We start from the raw sequence: 17,311 nt of genomic DNA, 5'->3' as shown, positions 1-17,311 counted from the left end.
TTGCGTTGCGGCGTGGCTGTCGGCTCGCTCGATCTCGTCTCCCAGGCGCGCGACGGCGGACCCAAGGGTGGTACCGCGCCCGCACGCATGGGGATACTCGGGCGAAGTGGCAACGAAGCCCTTCCTAGTGCGATGTACCTCGATGGTGAACCGATGCGTCATCGCCTCTTCCTCGTTCACATCCGTTGCATACCCGCGCGTCCGCGGCTCGTGCCGACGGGGGGCCACTCGCCGCTAGCCGGGGCCGCTGTCATCTTTTGCCGACAAAAGTTCTCTCCACGCGTCCGACTCGGCCACACGCTTGATCTCGGCGTTGCGTGCCTCGAGGAAGCGCGTCATGTAGCGCCGCAGCAGCAGCGCCTCGGCGATGCGCCCGAGCGGGCCCAGCGGCGCGGCGAAGCGGAAGCGGTCGCGCAGCACCGTGCCGCCCTCGGCCGCGTCGAACCAGTGGTCGTGCTCCATCCACGCGAACGCGCCGCGCACCATCTCGTCGCGGAACCAGCGCGGCCGATCGTAGCCCGAGATGCGGCTGGTGAGGTACTGGGTGACACCCAGGTGCCGCGCCCGCCAGGTCACCGTCTCGTCCAGCCCGATCAGCCCCGACGTGCGCCCCGCCACCGCCGTCTCGCGCGTCGTGGCCGTCGAGCGCTGGTGCAGGTCGATGCTGCGCGACAGGTCGAACACGCGCTCCACCGGCGCGGCGATGAACGTCCGCAGCTCGATCTCCACCATCCCCCGGATCTCCTCGTCGGACGCGTACGAATCGCTTGCCCCGCGCGGACACCGCGGATATCCTGCCATCGACTCCGCTCCCACGCCAATCCGTCGTTCTCCCCCGACCCGAACGAGGATGATCGAGAACGTCTCCGACACCGCGCGCTGGGTGGCCGTCTACCGGGCGATGGAGACGGAGCGCCCGGACGCGCACTTCCGCGATCCCTGGGCGCGCAGGCTGGCCGGCGAGCGCGGCGAGGCCATCGTCCGCGCGATGCCGAAGGGGCGGTCGATGGCGTGGCCGATGATCGTCCGCACGCAGGTGTTCGACGAGGTCATCCTCGACTGCGTGCGCAGCCGCGGCGCCGACCTGGTGCTGAACCTGGCCGCCGGCCTCGACACCCGCGCGTGGCGCCTCGACCTGCCGCCGGAGCTGCGCTGGGTGGATGTCGACCTCCCCGGCATCACCGAGTACAAGCGCGGGATGATGGAGGGCGAGACGCCGCGCTGCCGCTACGAGGCCGTGTCCGCCGACCTGTCCGACGCGGTGCAGCGCGCCGGCGTGTTCGCGCGCGTGGCGGAAGGCGCGCGGCAGGCGCTGGTCGTCACCGAGGGGCTGCTCGTCTACCTCTCCGCCGACGAGGTGGCCGCGCTGGCGTCGGCGCTGCACGAGCAGCCCGCGTTTCGCTGGTGGCTGACCGACCTGGGGAGCCCCGCGCTGATGAAGTGGATGCAGAAGTCGTGGGGAAAGCAGGTCAAGGCCGGCAACGCGCCGTTCAAGTTCGCGCCCGAGGAGGGGTCGGGCTTCTTCGCCCGCTACGGCTGGCGCGAGGCGTGGTGGAGCGGCACCTTCGACGACGCGCTGCGGCTGAAGCGGCACATGCGCCTGGCCTGGCTCTGGGCCTTCCTCGCCCGCATCTCGTCCGAGCGGCGGCGGGAGGAGTTCCGCCGCTTCTCCATCAACCTGCTGCTCGAGCGCACCTGACCGCATCACCTTCACCACCCGCACGACGAGCGACCCCGATGTCCACCCGAGATCCCCGCGTAGACGCCTACATCGAGAAGTCGGCCGACTTTGCCAGGCCGATCCTGAGGCACCTGCGCGAGCTGGTGCACGCCACCGTCCCCGAGGTGCAGGAAGACATCAAGTGGGGGATGCCGGCGTTCATGTACAAGGGGATGTTCTGCGGGCTCGCGTCGTTCAAGGAGCACGCGGCGTTCAACTTCTGGAAGCACGGGCTGATCTTCGGCGAGGAGCGGCCGGAGGACGCGATGGGGAGCTTCGGCCGCATCACGAAGCTGTCCGACCTGCCGCCCGACGACGTGCTGGCCGGCTACCTGCGCGAGGCGAAGCGGCTGAACGACGAGGGGGTGAAGGCGCCGCGGCGCGAGAAGCCGGCGGAGGAGCGCAAGGAGCCCGGCGTCCCCGACGACCTGGTGGCGGCGCTGGAGACCAACCCGGCGGCGCTGGATCACTTCCACGCCTTCTCACCGAGCAAGCGCAAGGACTACATCGAGTGGATCACCGAGGCGAAGACCGACGCCACGCGGAAGAAGCGCATCGACACCGCCGTCGAGTGGATCGCCGAGGGCAAGGGCCGCAACTGGAAGTACGAGCGGAAGTGATCCCGTCCCGCGGCCAGGCGCCCGCGTCGCATCTCTCCGACGACTCCGATGACTCCGTGTGAGGCTCATCGGTGCGGGGGTCTCACGCGGGGTCATCGGAGTCATTGGAGATACGCGAGGGGGGCCGATGCGAAGCGGTTCCCCTCGCGTTGTCTCTCCTGCATTCGGCGCGACGCGCCGGCTCAGCCGCCCGGAGAAATTTCTTGCTCCCCCGCCGAGCCGTGAATATCCTGCGAACGGCTCTCCCGACCGCGATTTCCCTGCTCCACCGCGATACGCTTCCCATCGCCGCGGCCATTCGCATGACACGCTCTCGCGCGCTCCTCGCGTTGCTCGCGCTCCCGTTCCTTCCCGCCGCGTCGTGCGGGCGCGGCTCGCCACCGGGCGACCCTCCCCCATCTGCCTCAGCGGAGGACGCGCAGGGGTGGCGGCCCCTGTTCGACGGGCGGACGCTGCGGGGGTGGCGCGGCTACCGGGCCGCGGCGGCGCCCGCCGGCTGGCAGGTGGTGGACGGCGCCATCACGCGCGTGGGCGCCGGCGGCGACCTGATCACCGACGAGGAGTTCGGCAACTTCGAGCTGGCGCTGGAGTGGAAGATCTCGCCCGGCGGCAACAGCGGGATCATCTACCGCGTGGTGGAAGACTCCACGCTCGACTACGTCTGGCGCAGCGGCCCGGAGTACCAGGTGCTCGACAACGCGCGCCATCCCGACGGCCGCGACCCGCTCACCTCGGCCGGCTCCGACTTCGCGCTGTACGCGCCGGCGCGCGACGCCACCCGCCCCGTGGGCGAGTGGAACGCGGCGCGCATCGTGGTGCGTGGCAACCACGTGGAGCACTGGATGAACGGCGTGCGGCTGCTGGAATACGAGCTGGGCAGCCCCGACTGGGAGGCGCGCGTGCGGGCCAGCAAGTTCGCCACCATGCCGCGCTACGGGCGCGCGGCACGCGGGCACATCGCCCTGCAGGACCACGAGGCGTGGGTGGCCTACCGCAACGTCCGCATCCGCGAGCTCCCGTAGTCTCCCCTTCCCCGCCATCCCCCAGCGATCCCCGGCGCGAGATGAACGGCACCCGGCTGCGGCTCTCGGCGATGATGTTCCTCCAGTACTTCATCTGGGGCGCGTGGTTCGTCACCTTGGGCACCTACCTGGGGCAGACGCTGAAGTTCGACGGCACGCGGATCGGGCTGGCGTACGGGACCACGGCGGTGGCGGCCATGATCTCGCCGTTCTTCGTGGGGATGGTGGCGGACCGCTTCTTCGCCAGCGAAAAGATCCTGGCGCTGCTGCACCTGGCCGGCGCCGCCGCGCTCTGGTGGGCATCGACGCTTCGCGACTTCGGCAGCTTCTACGCCGTGCTGACGCTGTACGCGCTCTGCTACATCCCCACGCTGGCGCTCACCAACTCGCTGTCGTTCCATCACATGCGCGACCCGGCGAAGGAGTTCCCCCGGGTGCGCGTGCTGGGGACGATCGGGTGGATCGTGGCGGGGATCCTGGTCGGCCAGCTCGGCGTCGAGGCCACCGCCGTCCCCATGCGCATCGCCGCGGGCGCGTCGCTGGCGATGGCGGCGTTCTCGCTGGCGCTCCCGCACACGCCCGCGCCCCAGGCGGGGAAGCCGATTCGTGCGCGCGACGTGCTGGGACTGGACGCGCTGGCCATGATGAAGGAGCGCGCGTTCCTGGTCTTCGTCGCCGGCTCGTTCCTGCTCTGCATCCCCCTGCAGTTCTACTACACCTTCACCAACCTGTACCTGAACGAGACCGGCCTCCCCGCGGCGGCCACCAAGATGACGCTGGGGCAGATGTCGGAGATCGGGTTCATGCTGGTGATGCCGTGGTTCCTGCTGCGGCTGGGGGTCAAGCGGATGCTGCTGGTGGGGATGGCGGCGTGGGCGCTGCGCTACGTGTTCTTCGCCTTCGGCAACCCCGGCCCGCTGGTGGCGCTGCTGTACGCGGGGATCGTGCTGCACGGCATCTGCTACGACTTCTTCTTCGTCACCGGCCAGATCTACGTGGACCAGCGCGCCGGCCCGCAGATCCGCGCGGCGGCGCAGGGCTTCCTCGCCTTCGCGACGCTCGGCGTGGGATACTTCATCGGCGCCATCGTCTCCGGCCGCGTGGTGCAGGCGTACGCCACGACGCTGGCCGGCGGCGCGGTGACGCACGACTGGCGCACGATCTGGCTGGTCCCCGCCGCGCTCGCGGCGGCGGTGATGGTGCTGTTCGCGATCGCCTTCCGCGAGTCCGCTGCTGCGTCAGGATCGCAATCGGAGCCTACACCACCGCTCGTATCGGCCTAAACATCCATGCAACGGCCTTTCTGGCATGTCGGTCACCGTTTGAAGAGGAGAATACCATGACATTCTAATATGACATCCTGATCGGCCAGCGGGACAATTCTCCACACGGAGTAAACTGAGGCTCGCAAGCAACATCGCTGGGCAACGACCTGCTCGGGCTTCTCAATGCGCTGGGATCGCAGGGATGGGAGGTTGCCGGAATCGCTCCCATCTATTTCGATCCCTCGCAGGAGATTGTTCTCAAGCGTCAGGTCCTGTGAACGTGAGCCTCGTTCGCACTCGCCTTATGTGAAACACCGGCGCCGGAAATCCGAACCGGTCTTGCACCCTTCATGAAAGGAGAGATCCCATGTCCATGAAAGTCAAAGTCTATCACAATGGAGATGACGTTTTTATCGCATGGAAACCGGCGGGAGTGATTCCTGCCTGTCGTGGATTCGCGCTCCTGCGGCGGCGGGACGGCATCGAGGAGGTAGTAAATACCTGGGTCGGGTTCGAAGGGGAGACACATAAGGAAGGCGAGCGGCGTGCCTCCACGAATTGGCCAATCCAGAAGTACCAATGGACCGACTACATGGCCGCTCCCGGGGACAGAGTACAGTATCGAGTTCTGCCAATGGTCGGCCCCGACCGAAACAACCTTCGTCCTGATTCGCAATCCGCCAGCGAGTGGACCGAGGAAATTGTGCTGAGCTCTGAGGTGGCCCCGAAGATCGAAGCATTCTTCAACCGTGGAATTGTAGCCGCCCAGTGGGTCTCGCGCCGGCTGGGAATAACCGCCACCGATCTGAAAACGAAAGAGTTGAGGGAAGTGATCGAAACTCCGAACGATCCATTCCGCAATTATCTGGCTGGACCACTGGGCGTACGTCTCTTCGAGCTCCTCGCCGCTGCCGCGAAGGACAAGCGAGAAATTTACGCCGCTCTCTACGAATTGGAGGACGAACAGCTGGAGAGCGCTCTGGAACGGTTGGGGAAGCGCGCCCACGTAGTGCTTGCGAATGGAAGCGTCAAGGAACAGGGCGCGGACCAAAACCAAAAAGCTCGCCAGCGCCTAGCGAAGAAAATCGATCTACATGACCGCATGATTTCGCCAAGAGCATTGGGGCACAACAAGTTTCTCGTAATTTGTGATGCCGGGAACAAGCCGCGGTGGGTATGGACCGGAAGCCAAAACTGGACTAGGACCGGGCTTTGCACGCAAGCCAACAACTCCGTGCTGATTGACGATTCCGGATTGGCAAAAGAATACCTTGATCAATGGCATCGGCTGCAGCAAGCAGGGAACGAGAGTCCAGATGGATTGAAGAACAGCAACAGCAAGTCGCGCGACCACAAGGTTCATCAAACGCCGGTGCGCCTGTGGTTCACACCAACGGTGGGCCAAGTCGACCTGACTCAGGCTCGAGAGATCATCGCGCAAGCAAAGCAGGCGATTCTCTTTCTGATGTTCAACCCAGGACCTAAGGATACACTCCTCAACAAGATCATCGAACGAGTCCGCGAGAACGATCCAGAGGGGCGGCTGTACGTGCATGGAGCTATCAACCAGGACCCGAGCACCTCGGCGAATCCGGTCGAGTTGTTCGAATCGGAGAAGCCCGACAAGACTAATTTCGACGTGGTGCTCCCGGCCGAGATCGACGAAGCTACAGAGTGGTTTGCTCGCGAGATGCGAAAACTACCCAAGACTTTCGCGATGGTTCACAGCAAGGTCGTGCTGGTCGATCCGTTCGGCGACCATCCCGTTATCCTGACGGGATCGCATAACCTTGGACCCAAGGCAAGTGGTATCAACGACGAGAACCTTTTGATCATCCGCGACGCTCCGGGACTCGCCGCCGCCTACGCGACCAATATCATGGCGATCTACAATCAGTATCGCTGGCGCTTTCGCAGACAGGCACAGCCAAAGGAGAAGCGTTGGAACGGTCTCCAGGACAGCGACCAGTGGCAGCGCGGTTACCTCAAACCGGGTAGCAGGGCGCTGCGCGAAATCGACTTCTGGGTCGGCGAGTGATCAACGTCCATGGTGAACGCGCTGACCGGACTAGCACCTGTCTAACCCAACGGTCCATCGACCGCGACCCGATCCCACGCAAACCCGCGCGAGTCGGGTCGTGGTCGCCACTCATATCACTCAAGTTCCACGCGCCACCGCCGGCACGAACGTCTCCAGCCCCTCGGGCGGGAAGGCGAGGGTGCGCTCCTGCTCGGCGGACTGGTAGGCGGTCATCAGCAGTTGCACCACCTCCAGCCCGTCGTCGAAGGTCAGCAGCGGCGGCTCGAGGCCCAGGAACGCGCGGACGAAGTGGCGGTCCTCGGCCTCGTAGCCGTACACGGCCGCCTCGCCGGCCACCACGGGCATCAGCCCGGTCTCCGCGTTCTGCTTCTCCACCAGGTCCTCGCCCGCCCGCCCCTGCACCTCGCGGCTGAAGAACAGCTTCAGCCCCGCGTCCAGGCTGTTCCACTGCATCGAGTACTCGGGGCCCAGCAGCTCGGCTGAAAGGCGCAGCCCGGCGCCCACGTAGCTCCACGACGTGGTGGCCTCGCCCAGCACGCGCAGCCCCTCGGGCGTCTCAAACTCCACCGTCATGCTGGCGAAGTCCTCGGCCGGGCTGCGGGTGTAGTCCACCTCGCGGCCCATGGCCACGGCCAGCCGCCGCGCGTACTCCGGCCGCGTCCACTTGAGGCTGGCCACGTGCGCGGTCACCTTCCGCGGCCGCAGCGACCGCGGCGGCGCGCCGGGCTCGGTCAGCAGGTGCCGGACGAGCTGCACCGAGTGGCACATCATGTCGTTCAGCACGCCGCCGCCCTGCAGCTGCCCGCGCCAGAACCAGGGTGCGTGCGGGCCACCGTGCTCCTCGGCCGCGCGCGCCAGGTACGGCCGCCCGGTGGCCGCCGCGCCGCGCGCCCAGAGCAGCGCACGCCCCTGCTCCACCGCGGGCGCGAACACCTGGTTCTCCAGGTAGCCGTGCATCACCCCGGCGCCGTTCACCAGCTCGGCCACGCGCCGCGCCTCGGCCACGTTGCGCGCCAGCGGCTTCTCGCAGGCGATCCCCCTCAGCGCGGCGCCGCGGGCGACGGCGTGGACCACCTCCTCCACGTTCTCGACGCGCGCGTGGTTGGGGCCGCACAGCCAGATCGCGTCGATGTCGGGGTCCGCCACCATCGCGGCGATGGAGGCGAAGGCGCGCGCCGGGCCCACGTCCAGCCGCCGCGCCATCGCCGCGGTCTCTTCCGCGTTCACAGTGGTGGGGCTCCACACGCCCCGCACGTCGGCGTCGCGCACGCCCACGAACGCCTGCAGATGGAAGCGCGCGTTGAAGCCGCTGCCGATGATCCCGATCCCCAGCCGTTTCCTCATCCCATCCCTCACAATCAGGGCCGATGAAGCTCGCGCGGACGGACTTCACGCCGCGCGTTCACTCGAAATCGTTGCGAAATCTCCAATCCGTCGAGCGACTCCGACGACCGTCCCCCGGCAGGAACGGCGCGTGAACTCTGGATCGCGTGCGGGGCCGGCGATAGATCCTTCGGCCTGCAAAGGCCTGCGAAGACGCTGATTACAGTCTGGCCGGCCTCAGGATGACGTCGGGGATGGGACTCGCGCGGACGGACCGGCTGACCGGAGTCCGAGATCTCCATCACCCCTCTTCGTAGCGCACGCCGAGCTTGCGGAGCGCCTCGGGCGGGCAGCCGTGCCATTCCGCGATCGCCGTGTTCCCAATGAACCCCAGGTCGTCCACGCCCATGCGGCTGGACCAGAAGCCCGACGCCGTCAGGTCGCGGAAGCGCGAGAAGAAGGCCGCGCCCTGGCTCATCTCCGGCCGCGCCCTGGCCGGCCAGGCGACGTCGTCGAGGATCGCGCGCCGCTGCGCATCGCCCGCCGCCACGAAGCGCGTCCCGAAGCGGCGGACGCTCTCGCTGTCGAGCCACGCCAGCCCGCCGCGCATTCCCGTCCGCTGGTCGGGATAGGCGTCCATGATGAAGTCCATGAACTCCGGCACGCCGGCGTCGGTGGCGCTCCCCGACCGCTCGTCGCGGGGGATGACGAGGTCCGCGAGCAGGCGCACCGTCTCCCACTCGTGCGCGGTGAAGAACTTCGGCGCGTAGGGCGCGGCCGCGGCCAGCGCCTCGCGCGCGGCCTGCGCGGCCCGCTCCAGCGCGGCCGGGTCCAGCGCCTGGGGAAGCGGGCGGAGCGCGGCGACCGCGGGGATCAGCGCCAGGGCGGCCAGCGCCTCGCGGCGGCTCATCTCGCTCACAGTCCCCCCTGCTTCGCCTGCTCGGCGATGTAGGTGGCGGTGCGCATGGCCAGCGCCAGGATGGTCCAGGTCGGGTTCTTGTCGGCCTGGGAGACGAACACGCCGCCGTCGGCCACGAACAGGTTCCGCACCTCGTGCGCGCGGCAGTCGGCATCGACCACCGAGGTGCGCGGGTCGGCGCCCATGCGCGTGCACCCCAGCTCGTGGATGATGCGGCCGCCCGGCGCGATCCCGTAGCCCTTCTCCGCCGAAGGCATCTCCGTGAAGACGGTGGCGCCCAGGTCGGCCAGGAGCGCGCGGAAGGTCTCCTGCATGTGCTTCACCTGCCGGTGCTCGTGCTCGCTCCACCTCCAGTGGAAGCGCAGGACCGGGATCCCCCAGCGGTCCACCACGGCGGGGTCGAGCTCGCAGAAGCAGTCGTCGCTGGGGATCTGCTCGCCGCGGCCGGAGAAGCCGACGATGGAGCCGTACCAGCGGCGGTAGTCGTCCTTCAACTGCTTCCCGTATCCCCCGCCGCCGGGCCACTTCTCGATCCCGCCCATGAAGCCGTACGCCGGCAGGTGCAGCCCGCCCCACGGCTCCACGTGGTAGCCGCGCGGGAAGTCGAGCCCGCGGTTGTCGAGCCACCAGGGCATGTAGATGTGCGCGCCGCCCACCCCGTCCTCGTTGTGCCGCACCGGGCCGGCCAGCGCGGGCACGAACCCCCACACGTCGGTGCCAGTGGTGTCGGTGAGGTACTTCCCCACCGTGCCGCTGCCGTTGGCCAGCCCCTGGGGATGACGCGACGAGCGCGAGTTGAGGAGGATGCGCGCCGACTCGCAGGCGCTGGCGGCCAGGACGACCACGCGGGCGCGCACGTGCTCGTCCGCGCCCGCCGCCCTGTCGATGTAGGAGACGCCGGTGGCGCGCCCCGAGGCGTCCACGGTCACCTCGCGCGCCATGGCGCCGGTGAGCAGCGTCAGCCGCCCCGTCTGCCTGGCCGGGGCGATGAGCACGCCGGTGCTGGAGAAGTTGGCGTTCACCGCGCAGCCGCGGCTGCACTGGCCGCAATAGTGGCAGGCGGGGCGGCCGTTCAGCGGGCGGGTGAGGATGGAGAGGCGCGAGGCGATGCAGGGAATCCCCAGCCGGGCCGCGGAGCGCTGGATCAGCAGCTCGTAGCAGCGTGGCCGGGGCGGGGGGAGGAAGATGCCGTCGGGGTGATTGTGAAGTCCCTCCGTGCTCCCGAAGATGCCGATCAGCCGGTCGACCGCGTCGTACCAGGGCTTCACCTGTTCGTAGCCGATCGGCCAGTCGTCGCCCAGCCCGTCGATGCTTCTGCGCCGGAAGTCGTCGGGGCCGAAGCGCAGCGAGATGCGCCCCCAGTGGTTGGTACGGCCGCCCACCATGCGGGCGCGCCACCAGTCGAACTTCGTGCCCTCGGCGCGGGTGTACGGCTCGCCCTCGATCTCCCATCCCCCCAGGCAGGCGTCGAACTCGCCGAACGGGCGCTCGGGGGTGGAGGCGCCGCGGCGGGGCGACTGGTAGGGCCAGCGGAACATGGCCCCGTCGCGCGCGTTGTCCCAGTCGGGGCCGGCCTCCAGCATCACCACGTCGGCGCCGGCGCGCGCCAGCACGTACGCCGCCATCCCCCCGCCGGCGCCCGACCCCACGATGCACACGTCGTAGACCCTCGGGGTGCGGCGGATCTGCATGGGCGGATGCGCGGGGAACGTGGGCGCGTGGTGGCGGGATGGAGCGGGAGGACAGGGAGATGATAGCGACCGAGCGGCGCCGCGAGTAGGGTTTTCGCGGCGCCGCCCGGGAGGGTGGGACCTGTCGGAAGACGGTCCACCGAAATTTGCCTCCGCACGCGGCAGCGCGCAGCGGAATTCCGACAATCAGTGCCGATCGCCACGCGGAAACCGGGCGGCGCTCAGCGCGATTGAATCACGTCTACGCGGCGCCGAAGTAAACCCGCTCATCTCGCGGGTCGAGTGCGAGCCGGATGCGGTCCAGGCATCCTTGCCATCCGAGATAGCTCGGCAGCGGCCAGAACTCTCCGTCCTCGAGCTCCGGAACGAAGGCGGTCGCCTCGAACGTCAAAGGCTCACCCACGTCGGCCGGGATCGTGACTGGAATTCGGTGCACCGTCCCGGCGATCACGAATCCACGAATCACCAGTTGGTCGGTCTCGATTGCCGCACCGAGCTTCACCCTCATCGCCACCAGCGGGTCGAGCATGAGGTAAGCCCCACCTGTATCGAGCACCGCGAGCGTCGGAACCGTGCCGATCTCGATCGGCAGATGGATGCGCGTTAGAAGATCGACCTCGTGTGCCGGCTGAGATGTGAACCGAGCCTCGCCCGTGGCGAACGCACCCCCGTGTGCGTTTGTGAGCCGCGTCATACGAGATGCGCGGTCAGGACTCCTTCAAACGAACCCCCAAGACGGGCAGCCAACTCCGGGAACGTGTCGGCCACGGCCACGAGGCCGTTGGGACCTATGGCCACCCACTGGCCCGCATACTCGTCCCAATGCTCCTTGAGCCAGTCCATCGCGCCGGGGATCGGCTTGACTTGGCGCTGGGGCATCTGCGACGTCGGCGTGTAGTCGATGATCGGCCTCGGCACGTGAGCACCTCCCGCATCGTTGTTGGGGAAGACAGGTCACTTCCGGAATAAAACCAATCCCCGCCTCGGGCGCAAGGTGTGTCCAAATGTGGTTTGCGGTGGCGCAAAAGTGACGAAATTTACCGGTTCCGTCACCCCACCGAGCTGGCGATTGCGCCTGTGCGCTCCTGGATGCTGCGCACTTCGCGGGCGCGGTTGCGCAGCGCGATGATCGCGTCCGCGGCGGCCTCTGCGGCGCTGGTGGTGGTGATGTACGGGACCTTGTAGGTGATGGCCGCGCGGCGCACGGTGTAGTCGTCGTACTGGCTCTGCTTGCCCAGCGGCGTGTTGATCAGCAGCGCCACCTCGCCGCTGATGATGTGGTCCGCCAGGTTCGGCCGCCCCTCGTTGACCTTGAACACGCGCTCGCACGGGATCCCCCGCTGGCGGAAGTAGCGCGCCGTCCCCCCCGTGGCCAGGAGCTTGAAGCCGAGGTCCGAAAGCCGCCGCGCGATGGGCGTGATGGTCGGCTTGTCGGGGTCGTTCACAGTGATGATGACGTTGCCCTCCTGCGGCAGGTCCATCCCCGCGCTGGCCTGCGCCTTGGCGAACGCCATCCCGAACCCGTCGTCGAACCCCATCGCCTCGCCCGTCGACCGCATCTCCGGGCCCAGCAGCGGGTCCTGCTCCAGCTTGTTGAAGGGGAAGACCGACTCCTTCACCGCCACGCCGCCTACCGGGATCTCCTCCGGCAGCCGGAAGTCCGCCAGCTTCTCCCCCACCATCAGCCGCGAGGCGATGCGCGCCAGCTGGATCCCCGTGGCCTTGGAAACGAAGGGAACGGTCCGCGAGGCGCGCGGGTTCACCTCCAGCACGTACACGGTGCCGCCGTACACCGCGTACTGCACGTTGATCAGGCCGACGACGCCGAGCGCCAGCGCGAACCGCTTGGTCTGCTCGCGCATCTCGGCGATCTGGCGGTCGTCGAGCTTGTACGGCGGGAGCACGCAGGCGCTGTCGCCGGAGTGGATGCCGGCCTCCTCGATGTGCTGCATCACCCCGCCGATCACCACCGTCTCGCCGTCGCAGAGGGCGTCGACGTCGGCCTCGAAGGCGTCCTCGAGGAAGCGGTCGATCAGCACGGGGCGGTCGTGGCTGACCTCGACGGCGCGCTGGAAATAGTCACGCAGCCCGGGCTCGTCGTACACGATCTCCATCCCCCGCCCCCCCAGGACGTACGACGGGCGCAGGAGCACGGGATAGCCGATGCGCCCGGCGATCTCCGCCGCTTCGTCCGCGGAGACGGCGAGGCCGTTGGGCGGCTGGGTAACGCCCAGCTCGCGCGCCAGCGCCTCGAAGCGCTCGCGGTCTTCCGCGCGGTCGATAGCGTCCACCGGCGTGCCGATGATGGGCACGCCCACGCGCTCCAGCGGCTGCGCCAGCTTCAGCGGCGTCTGCCCGCCCAGCTGCACGATCACCCCGAGCGGATCCTCCAGGCGCACGATCTCCAGCACGTCCTCCAGCGTCAGCGGCTCGAAGTAGAGCTTGTCGCTGACGTCGAAGTCGGTGGAGTTGGTCTCCGGGTTCGAGTTGATCATGATCGTCTCGAACCCCGCGTCGCGCAGCGCCAGCGCGGCCTGCACGCAGCAGTAGTCGAACTCCACCCCCTGCCCGATGCGGATCGGCCCGCTGCCGAGGATCACCACCTTCCTGCGGTCGGAGCGAACGGACTCGTTCTCCTCCGCGTACGTCGAGTAAAGATACGGAGTCGCCGCAGGGAACTCGCCGGCGCAGGTGTCCACCATGTTGTAGACGGGGTGGACGCCCATTCCCCAGCGCCGCTCGCGCACCGCGTCCTCGCTCTCGCCTCGGAGGCGGGCGAGCTGCACGTCGCTGAAGCCGTAGCGCTTCATCCGCAGCATCGCCGCGCGGTCGATTTCCGGGAGATCGCGATACTGCTGCTCCGCCTCGACCAGCGTGGCCAGCTCGGCGATGAACCAGGGGTCGATGTAGGTGAGCTCGTGGATCTCCTCGATGCCCATCCCCATCTGCAGCGCACGCTTGATGACGAAGTAGCGCTCGGGGGTCGGGCGGCGGAGGCAGGCGCGGATGGTCTCCGGCTCCTCGTCCTTCAGCCCGTCCGCGGCGAGCGTCGCGCCGATCTCCCACCCGGTGCGGCCGATCTCCAGCGCGCGGATGGCCTTCTGCCACGCCTGGCGGAAGGTGCGGCCGATGGCCATCGACTCGCCCACCGCCTTCATCTGCACCCCCAGCGTGTTGTCGGCCGCGGGGAACTTCTCGAAGGCGAAGCGCGGGAACTTGACGACGACGTAGTCCAGCACGGGCTCGAACGACGCCGGCGTGGTCTGCGTGATGGCGTTCGGCAGCTCGTCGAGCGTGTAGCCGACGGCGAGCTTGGCGCCGATGCGGGCGATCGGGTATCCCGTCGCCTTCGACGCCAGCGCGGAGGAGCGGGAGACGCGCGGGTTCATCTCCACGATCAGCATCTCGCCGTTCCGGGGATTGACGGCGAACTGGACGTTGCACCCGCCCGCCTCCACCCCGATCTCGCGGATGATGGCGATGGCGGCGTCGCGCATCTTCTGGTACTCCACGTCCGTCAGCGTCTGCGCGGGGGCGACGGTCACGGAGTCGCCCGTGTGCACGCCCATGGCGTCGACGTTCTCGATGGAGCAGATGATGACCACGTTGTCGGCGCCGTCGCGCATCACCTCCAGCTCGAACTCCTTCCACCCGATCACGCTGCGGTCGATCAGCACCTCGTGCACGGGAGAGAGGTCGAGCCCATGGCGGATCATCCCCTCGAACTCCGCGCGGTTGTAGGCGATGCCGCCGCCCGTGCCGCCCAGGGTGAAGCTCGGGCGGATGATGGCGGGATACCCCGTGTCCTCGACGATGCGCAGCCCTTCGTCGAGCGACGTGGCGAAGCCGCCGTGCGGGACCTTCAAGCCGATGCGCGCCATGGCCTTGGCGAACTCGCTGCGGTCCTCGGCCATGCGGATGCTCTTCGCCTTCGCGCCGATCAGCTCCACCCCGTGCTTCGCCAGGACGCCGCTGTCGTGCAGCTCGAGCGCGACGTTGAGCGCGGTCTGGCCGCCCATGGTGGGGAGGACGGCGTCGGGCTTCTCCTTCTCGATGACCTTCTCCACCCACTCGGGGGTGATGGGCTCGATGTAGGTGGCGTCGGCCAGGTCGGGGTCGGTCATGATCGTGGCCGGGTTGCTGTTGACCAGGATCACGCGGTACCCCTCCTCGCGCAGCGCGCGGACGGCCTGCGTCCCCGAGTAGTCGAACTCGGCCGCCTGCCCGATCACGATGGGCCCGCTGCCGAGGATGAGGATGCTCTGGAGGTCGGTCCGCTTGGGCATCGGCCTTCTCTTGCCTGCGTAGATGCGTGTATGCGAGCGCGCGTGCACGAGCGCCGGCCCGTCCCCGAGGGGCTGGGCCGGCGCAGGCGGACGCGAGTGTTCGGGCGAGGCGGGAATCTATGGGGCTGGAGCGGCGCCGGAAAGTCTGCCCCTTCCGCCAGCCGCAGTTCCACAATCACACCGCACGATCGCAAACCTCGCGGAGGTGGCCATCTATATCGTAGTGAGTCCGATCGTGGAATACCGCGCCTGCACAATCACTCGAATGGAGGTCGTTCCATGGCACGTACCCGAACGAGTCGGTCGGATAAGGCCGCGAAGGCGAACCAGGCCCGCAAGCCGCTCTGCCGGAACCTTCCCCGCCCGGTTCCCCAGCTTTCTCCGACCGTCGCCGCCGACCCGCGGCGAGCAGCGGCGATAATCCTGGGACGATCCAAGTGGGCGAACGGTACCGTGCTGCATTACTGCTTCTTCGGAGGCGGGTCACGCTATGCGGTTTCGAAGGCGCAGGCGGATGCGGTGCGCCAAGCGTTCGCTACCTGGAAAGCGGTGGGAATCGGCCTGGAGTTCAAGGAGGTGAGTCAGCTCAGCGAGGCCGAGGTCCGTATCGGCTACTCAACCGCCGACGGGATCTCCGCATCGGCAGTAGGCCGGGAAGTGCTGACCGTGCCGCTGAACGAACCGACGACGGTCTACGGGTGGGATCTTACCACCCCGTACGGCCGTGGTACCGCGCTCCACGAGCTGGGGCACGTGTTCGGCATGGAGCACGAACACCAGAACCCATTCGCGGGAATCAAGTGGCACGAGCAGGCCGTCTACGACGCCCTGGCCAAGCCGCCCAACAGGTGGGACCGCTCGACGACGTATCACAACATCCTCGAGAAGCTTTCACCGCAACAGGTGCAGGGATCGAGCTGGGATCCCGACTCGATCATGGAATACGAGTTCGAACCGGGTTTGATCGACGAGCCGGAGCAATACGACGTCAACGGCCTGACGCCGCCGGGTACGCTCTCGAAGGCCGATAAGGAATGGGCGCTCAAGTGGTACCCGCCAATGAAGGCGGCGATCTCGACGCTTCAACCGTTCCAGGTCGCAGCCGTCGATCTGGCTGCCGGCCAGCAAGTCGACTTCGTGCTCAGGCCCGCAGAGTCGCGGAAGTACAGAATTGAGACGAAGGGGGCCTCCGACACGCTGCTCCTCCTGTTCGAGGACGTCAATGGCGAGCCGCGGTTTTTGGCGGGAGATGACGACAGTGGAGAGGACCGGAACGCCTCGATCGCCTACAAGCTCTTCAGCGGCCGCAGCTATATCGCCCGACTTCGCCTGTACTATCCCGGCCAGTCCGGCAAGACATCGCTGATTTACTCCTGAGCCGCTCTGAGACGAGCGCCGAGGAGATTGGATCTGACCGGGCGGAGTTCATCCGCCCGGTCAATTGCTGTTGACCAGGATCACGCGGTACCCCTCTTCGCGCAGCGCGCGGACGGCCTGCGTCCCCGAGTAGTCGAACTCGGCCGCCTGCCCGATCACGATGGGCCCGCTGCCGAGGATGAGGATGCTCTGGAGGTCGGTCCGCTTGGGCATCGGCTTTCTCTTGCCTGCGTAGATGCGTGTATGCGAGCGCGCGTGCACGAGCGCCGGAATGGTAGCGCCTACCGACTCTCTATTTTGGTCGTTTGATAGAGTGTTTCGCTCCTGGAATCCTGAAACTGATGCACGTTTTATCGCAGAGAAACTCGTGCACGGACAGGCCAACCAACTGGTCGCGGAGAAACTCGCCGAGGAACTTGGATGGGAAATCCGACGACTAAATCCAGCACTGACGTATTTAAAGTACCACGGGCTAGTAAGATATAGCGAGACGTCAGCATACCCATTTGCCGTTTATTCAATTATGGAGACCGGAGACACGAGGCGGTACGTCAAGGAATTCAGATAGGGGCTGAACTCTCACTTCACGTGGCCGTGTTGACCAGGATCATGCGATACCTCTCTTCGCGCAGCGCGCGGACGGCCTGCGTCCCCGAGTAGTCGAACTCGGCCGCCTGCCCGATCACGATGGGCCCGCTGCCGAGGATGAGGATGCTCTGGAGGTCGGTCCGCTTGGGCATCGGCCTCCTCTTGCCTGCGTAGATGCGTGTATGCGAGCGCGCGTGCACGAGCGGCGGCCCGTCCCGAGGGGCTGGGCTGGCGCAGGCAACCGCGAGTCTGTCGGTCGGTGCAGAACGTTAGATCGTGATACAAGAGGCGGAAAGAACACTCGATGCTTCGAACAACTATTACTCCGCCCGCTAATTAGTTTGCAGCGGCGTAAGCGACGTGGGATTCCAGGAAGTAGCGCCGGACCAAGTCGGGCTGGCGCTTTCTGTTCTTGAGGAAGGTGCGGACGTTCGCGATCAGCTGCTTCACGTCGTGCAC

The 17,311-nt window shown here is 67.3% G+C and carries 15 protein-coding genes; 6 read left to right on the top strand and 9 right to left on the bottom strand.

Features of this window, described 5'->3' with window-relative positions:
* Positions 1-234 precede the first annotated feature (234 nt).
* Positions 235-801, bottom strand: coding sequence for an SRPBCC family protein (locus VF092_27810; protein HEX6751128.1), 567 nt, complete (start codon positions 799-801; stop codon positions 235-237).
* Positions 802-850: 49 nt separating this feature from the next.
* Here VF092_27810 and VF092_27805 point away from each other — a divergent pair, with 49 nt between their 5' ends.
* The 5 genes from VF092_27805 to VF092_27785 all read left to right on the top strand — a co-directional run bounded on the left by VF092_27805 (position 851) and on the right by VF092_27785 (position 6,665).
* Complete coding sequence (locus VF092_27805; GenBank protein ID HEX6751127.1) at positions 851-1,699, top strand: SAM-dependent methyltransferase; 849 nt, start codon at positions 851-853, stop codon at positions 1,697-1,699.
* A gap of 38 nt (positions 1,700-1,737) precedes the next feature.
* Complete coding sequence (locus VF092_27800; protein ID HEX6751126.1) at positions 1,738-2,340, top strand: YdeI/OmpD-associated family protein; 603 nt, start codon at positions 1,738-1,740, stop codon at positions 2,338-2,340.
* Between the two features lie 302 nt (positions 2,341-2,642).
* On the top strand, positions 2,643-3,362 hold the full coding sequence (locus VF092_27795) for a DUF1080 domain-containing protein (GenBank protein HEX6751125.1): 720 nt from the start codon (positions 2,643-2,645) through the stop codon (positions 3,360-3,362).
* Positions 3,320-4,645, top strand: coding sequence for a nucleoside permease (locus VF092_27790; protein HEX6751124.1), 1,326 nt, complete (start codon positions 3,320-3,322; stop codon positions 4,643-4,645). The genes VF092_27795 and VF092_27790 overlap by 43 nt, the downstream gene beginning before the upstream one ends.
* A 349-nt stretch (positions 4,646-4,994) precedes the next feature.
* Complete coding sequence (locus tag VF092_27785) at positions 4,995-6,665, top strand: phospholipase D-like domain-containing protein (protein HEX6751123.1); 1,671 nt, start codon at positions 4,995-4,997, stop codon at positions 6,663-6,665.
* Positions 6,666-6,785: 120 nt separating this feature from the next.
* Here VF092_27785 and VF092_27780 read toward each other — a convergent pair whose 3' ends face one another.
* The 6 genes from VF092_27780 to carB form a co-directional block, all read right to left on the bottom strand.
* Entirely contained in the window at positions 6,786-8,012 is a 1,227-nt protein-coding gene (locus VF092_27780; protein HEX6751122.1) for a Gfo/Idh/MocA family oxidoreductase, read from the bottom strand.
* Between the two features lie 280 nt (positions 8,013-8,292).
* Positions 8,293-8,901 carry a gluconate 2-dehydrogenase subunit 3 family protein gene (locus VF092_27775; GenBank protein HEX6751121.1) on the bottom strand — a complete coding sequence of 203 codons (609 nt, stop codon included), beginning with the start codon at positions 8,899-8,901 and terminating at the stop codon, positions 8,293-8,295.
* A 5-nt stretch (positions 8,902-8,906) separates the two neighbouring features.
* Positions 8,907-10,601 (bottom strand): GMC family oxidoreductase, encoded by a 1,695-nt coding sequence (locus tag VF092_27770; GenBank protein HEX6751120.1) that lies wholly within the window; start codon positions 10,599-10,601, stop codon positions 8,907-8,909.
* A 241-nt stretch (positions 10,602-10,842) separates the two neighbouring features.
* The gene (locus tag VF092_27765; GenBank protein ID HEX6751119.1) at positions 10,843-11,295 is read right to left on the bottom strand and encodes a hypothetical protein; all 453 of its coding nucleotides are present in this window, start codon (positions 11,293-11,295) and stop codon (positions 10,843-10,845) included.
* Complete coding sequence (locus tag VF092_27760) at positions 11,292-11,519, bottom strand: DUF5678 domain-containing protein (GenBank protein HEX6751118.1); 228 nt, start codon at positions 11,517-11,519, stop codon at positions 11,292-11,294. Before VF092_27760 ends, VF092_27765 begins: the two co-directional genes overlap by 4 nt.
* 131 nt (positions 11,520-11,650) lie before the next feature.
* A complete protein-coding gene (gene carB / locus VF092_27755; protein ID HEX6751117.1) occupies positions 11,651-14,887 on the bottom strand; it encodes a carbamoyl-phosphate synthase large subunit in 3,237 nt (1,078 codons plus the stop codon).
* A 279-nt stretch (positions 14,888-15,166) separates the two neighbouring features.
* On the opposite strand from carB, the gene VF092_27750 reads away from it, so the two are divergent.
* Positions 15,167-16,264, top strand: a complete 1,098-nt coding sequence (locus VF092_27750; GenBank protein ID HEX6751116.1) for a hypothetical protein — start codon at positions 15,167-15,169, stop codon at positions 16,262-16,264.
* Positions 16,265-16,324: 60 nt separating this feature from the next.
* Here the strand turns inward: VF092_27750 and VF092_27745 are convergent, their stop codons facing one another.
* Together VF092_27745 and VF092_27740 are read right to left on the bottom strand one after the other, a co-directional pair.
* Positions 16,325-16,477, bottom strand: coding sequence for a hypothetical protein (locus VF092_27745; protein HEX6751115.1), 153 nt, complete (start codon positions 16,475-16,477; stop codon positions 16,325-16,327).
* A gap of 371 nt (positions 16,478-16,848) precedes the next feature.
* Complete coding sequence (locus tag VF092_27740) at positions 16,849-17,004, bottom strand: hypothetical protein (GenBank protein HEX6751114.1); 156 nt, start codon at positions 17,002-17,004, stop codon at positions 16,849-16,851.
* Positions 17,005-17,311: the final 307 nt, after the last annotated feature.

Origin of the sequence: Longimicrobium sp., assembly GCA_036377595.1 — a bacterium.
GTDB lineage: Bacteria > Gemmatimonadota > Gemmatimonadetes > Longimicrobiales > Longimicrobiaceae > Longimicrobium.
The sequence above is the reverse complement of the archived record's forward strand: the minus strand, read 5'-3'. Positions and strand labels throughout refer to the sequence as shown.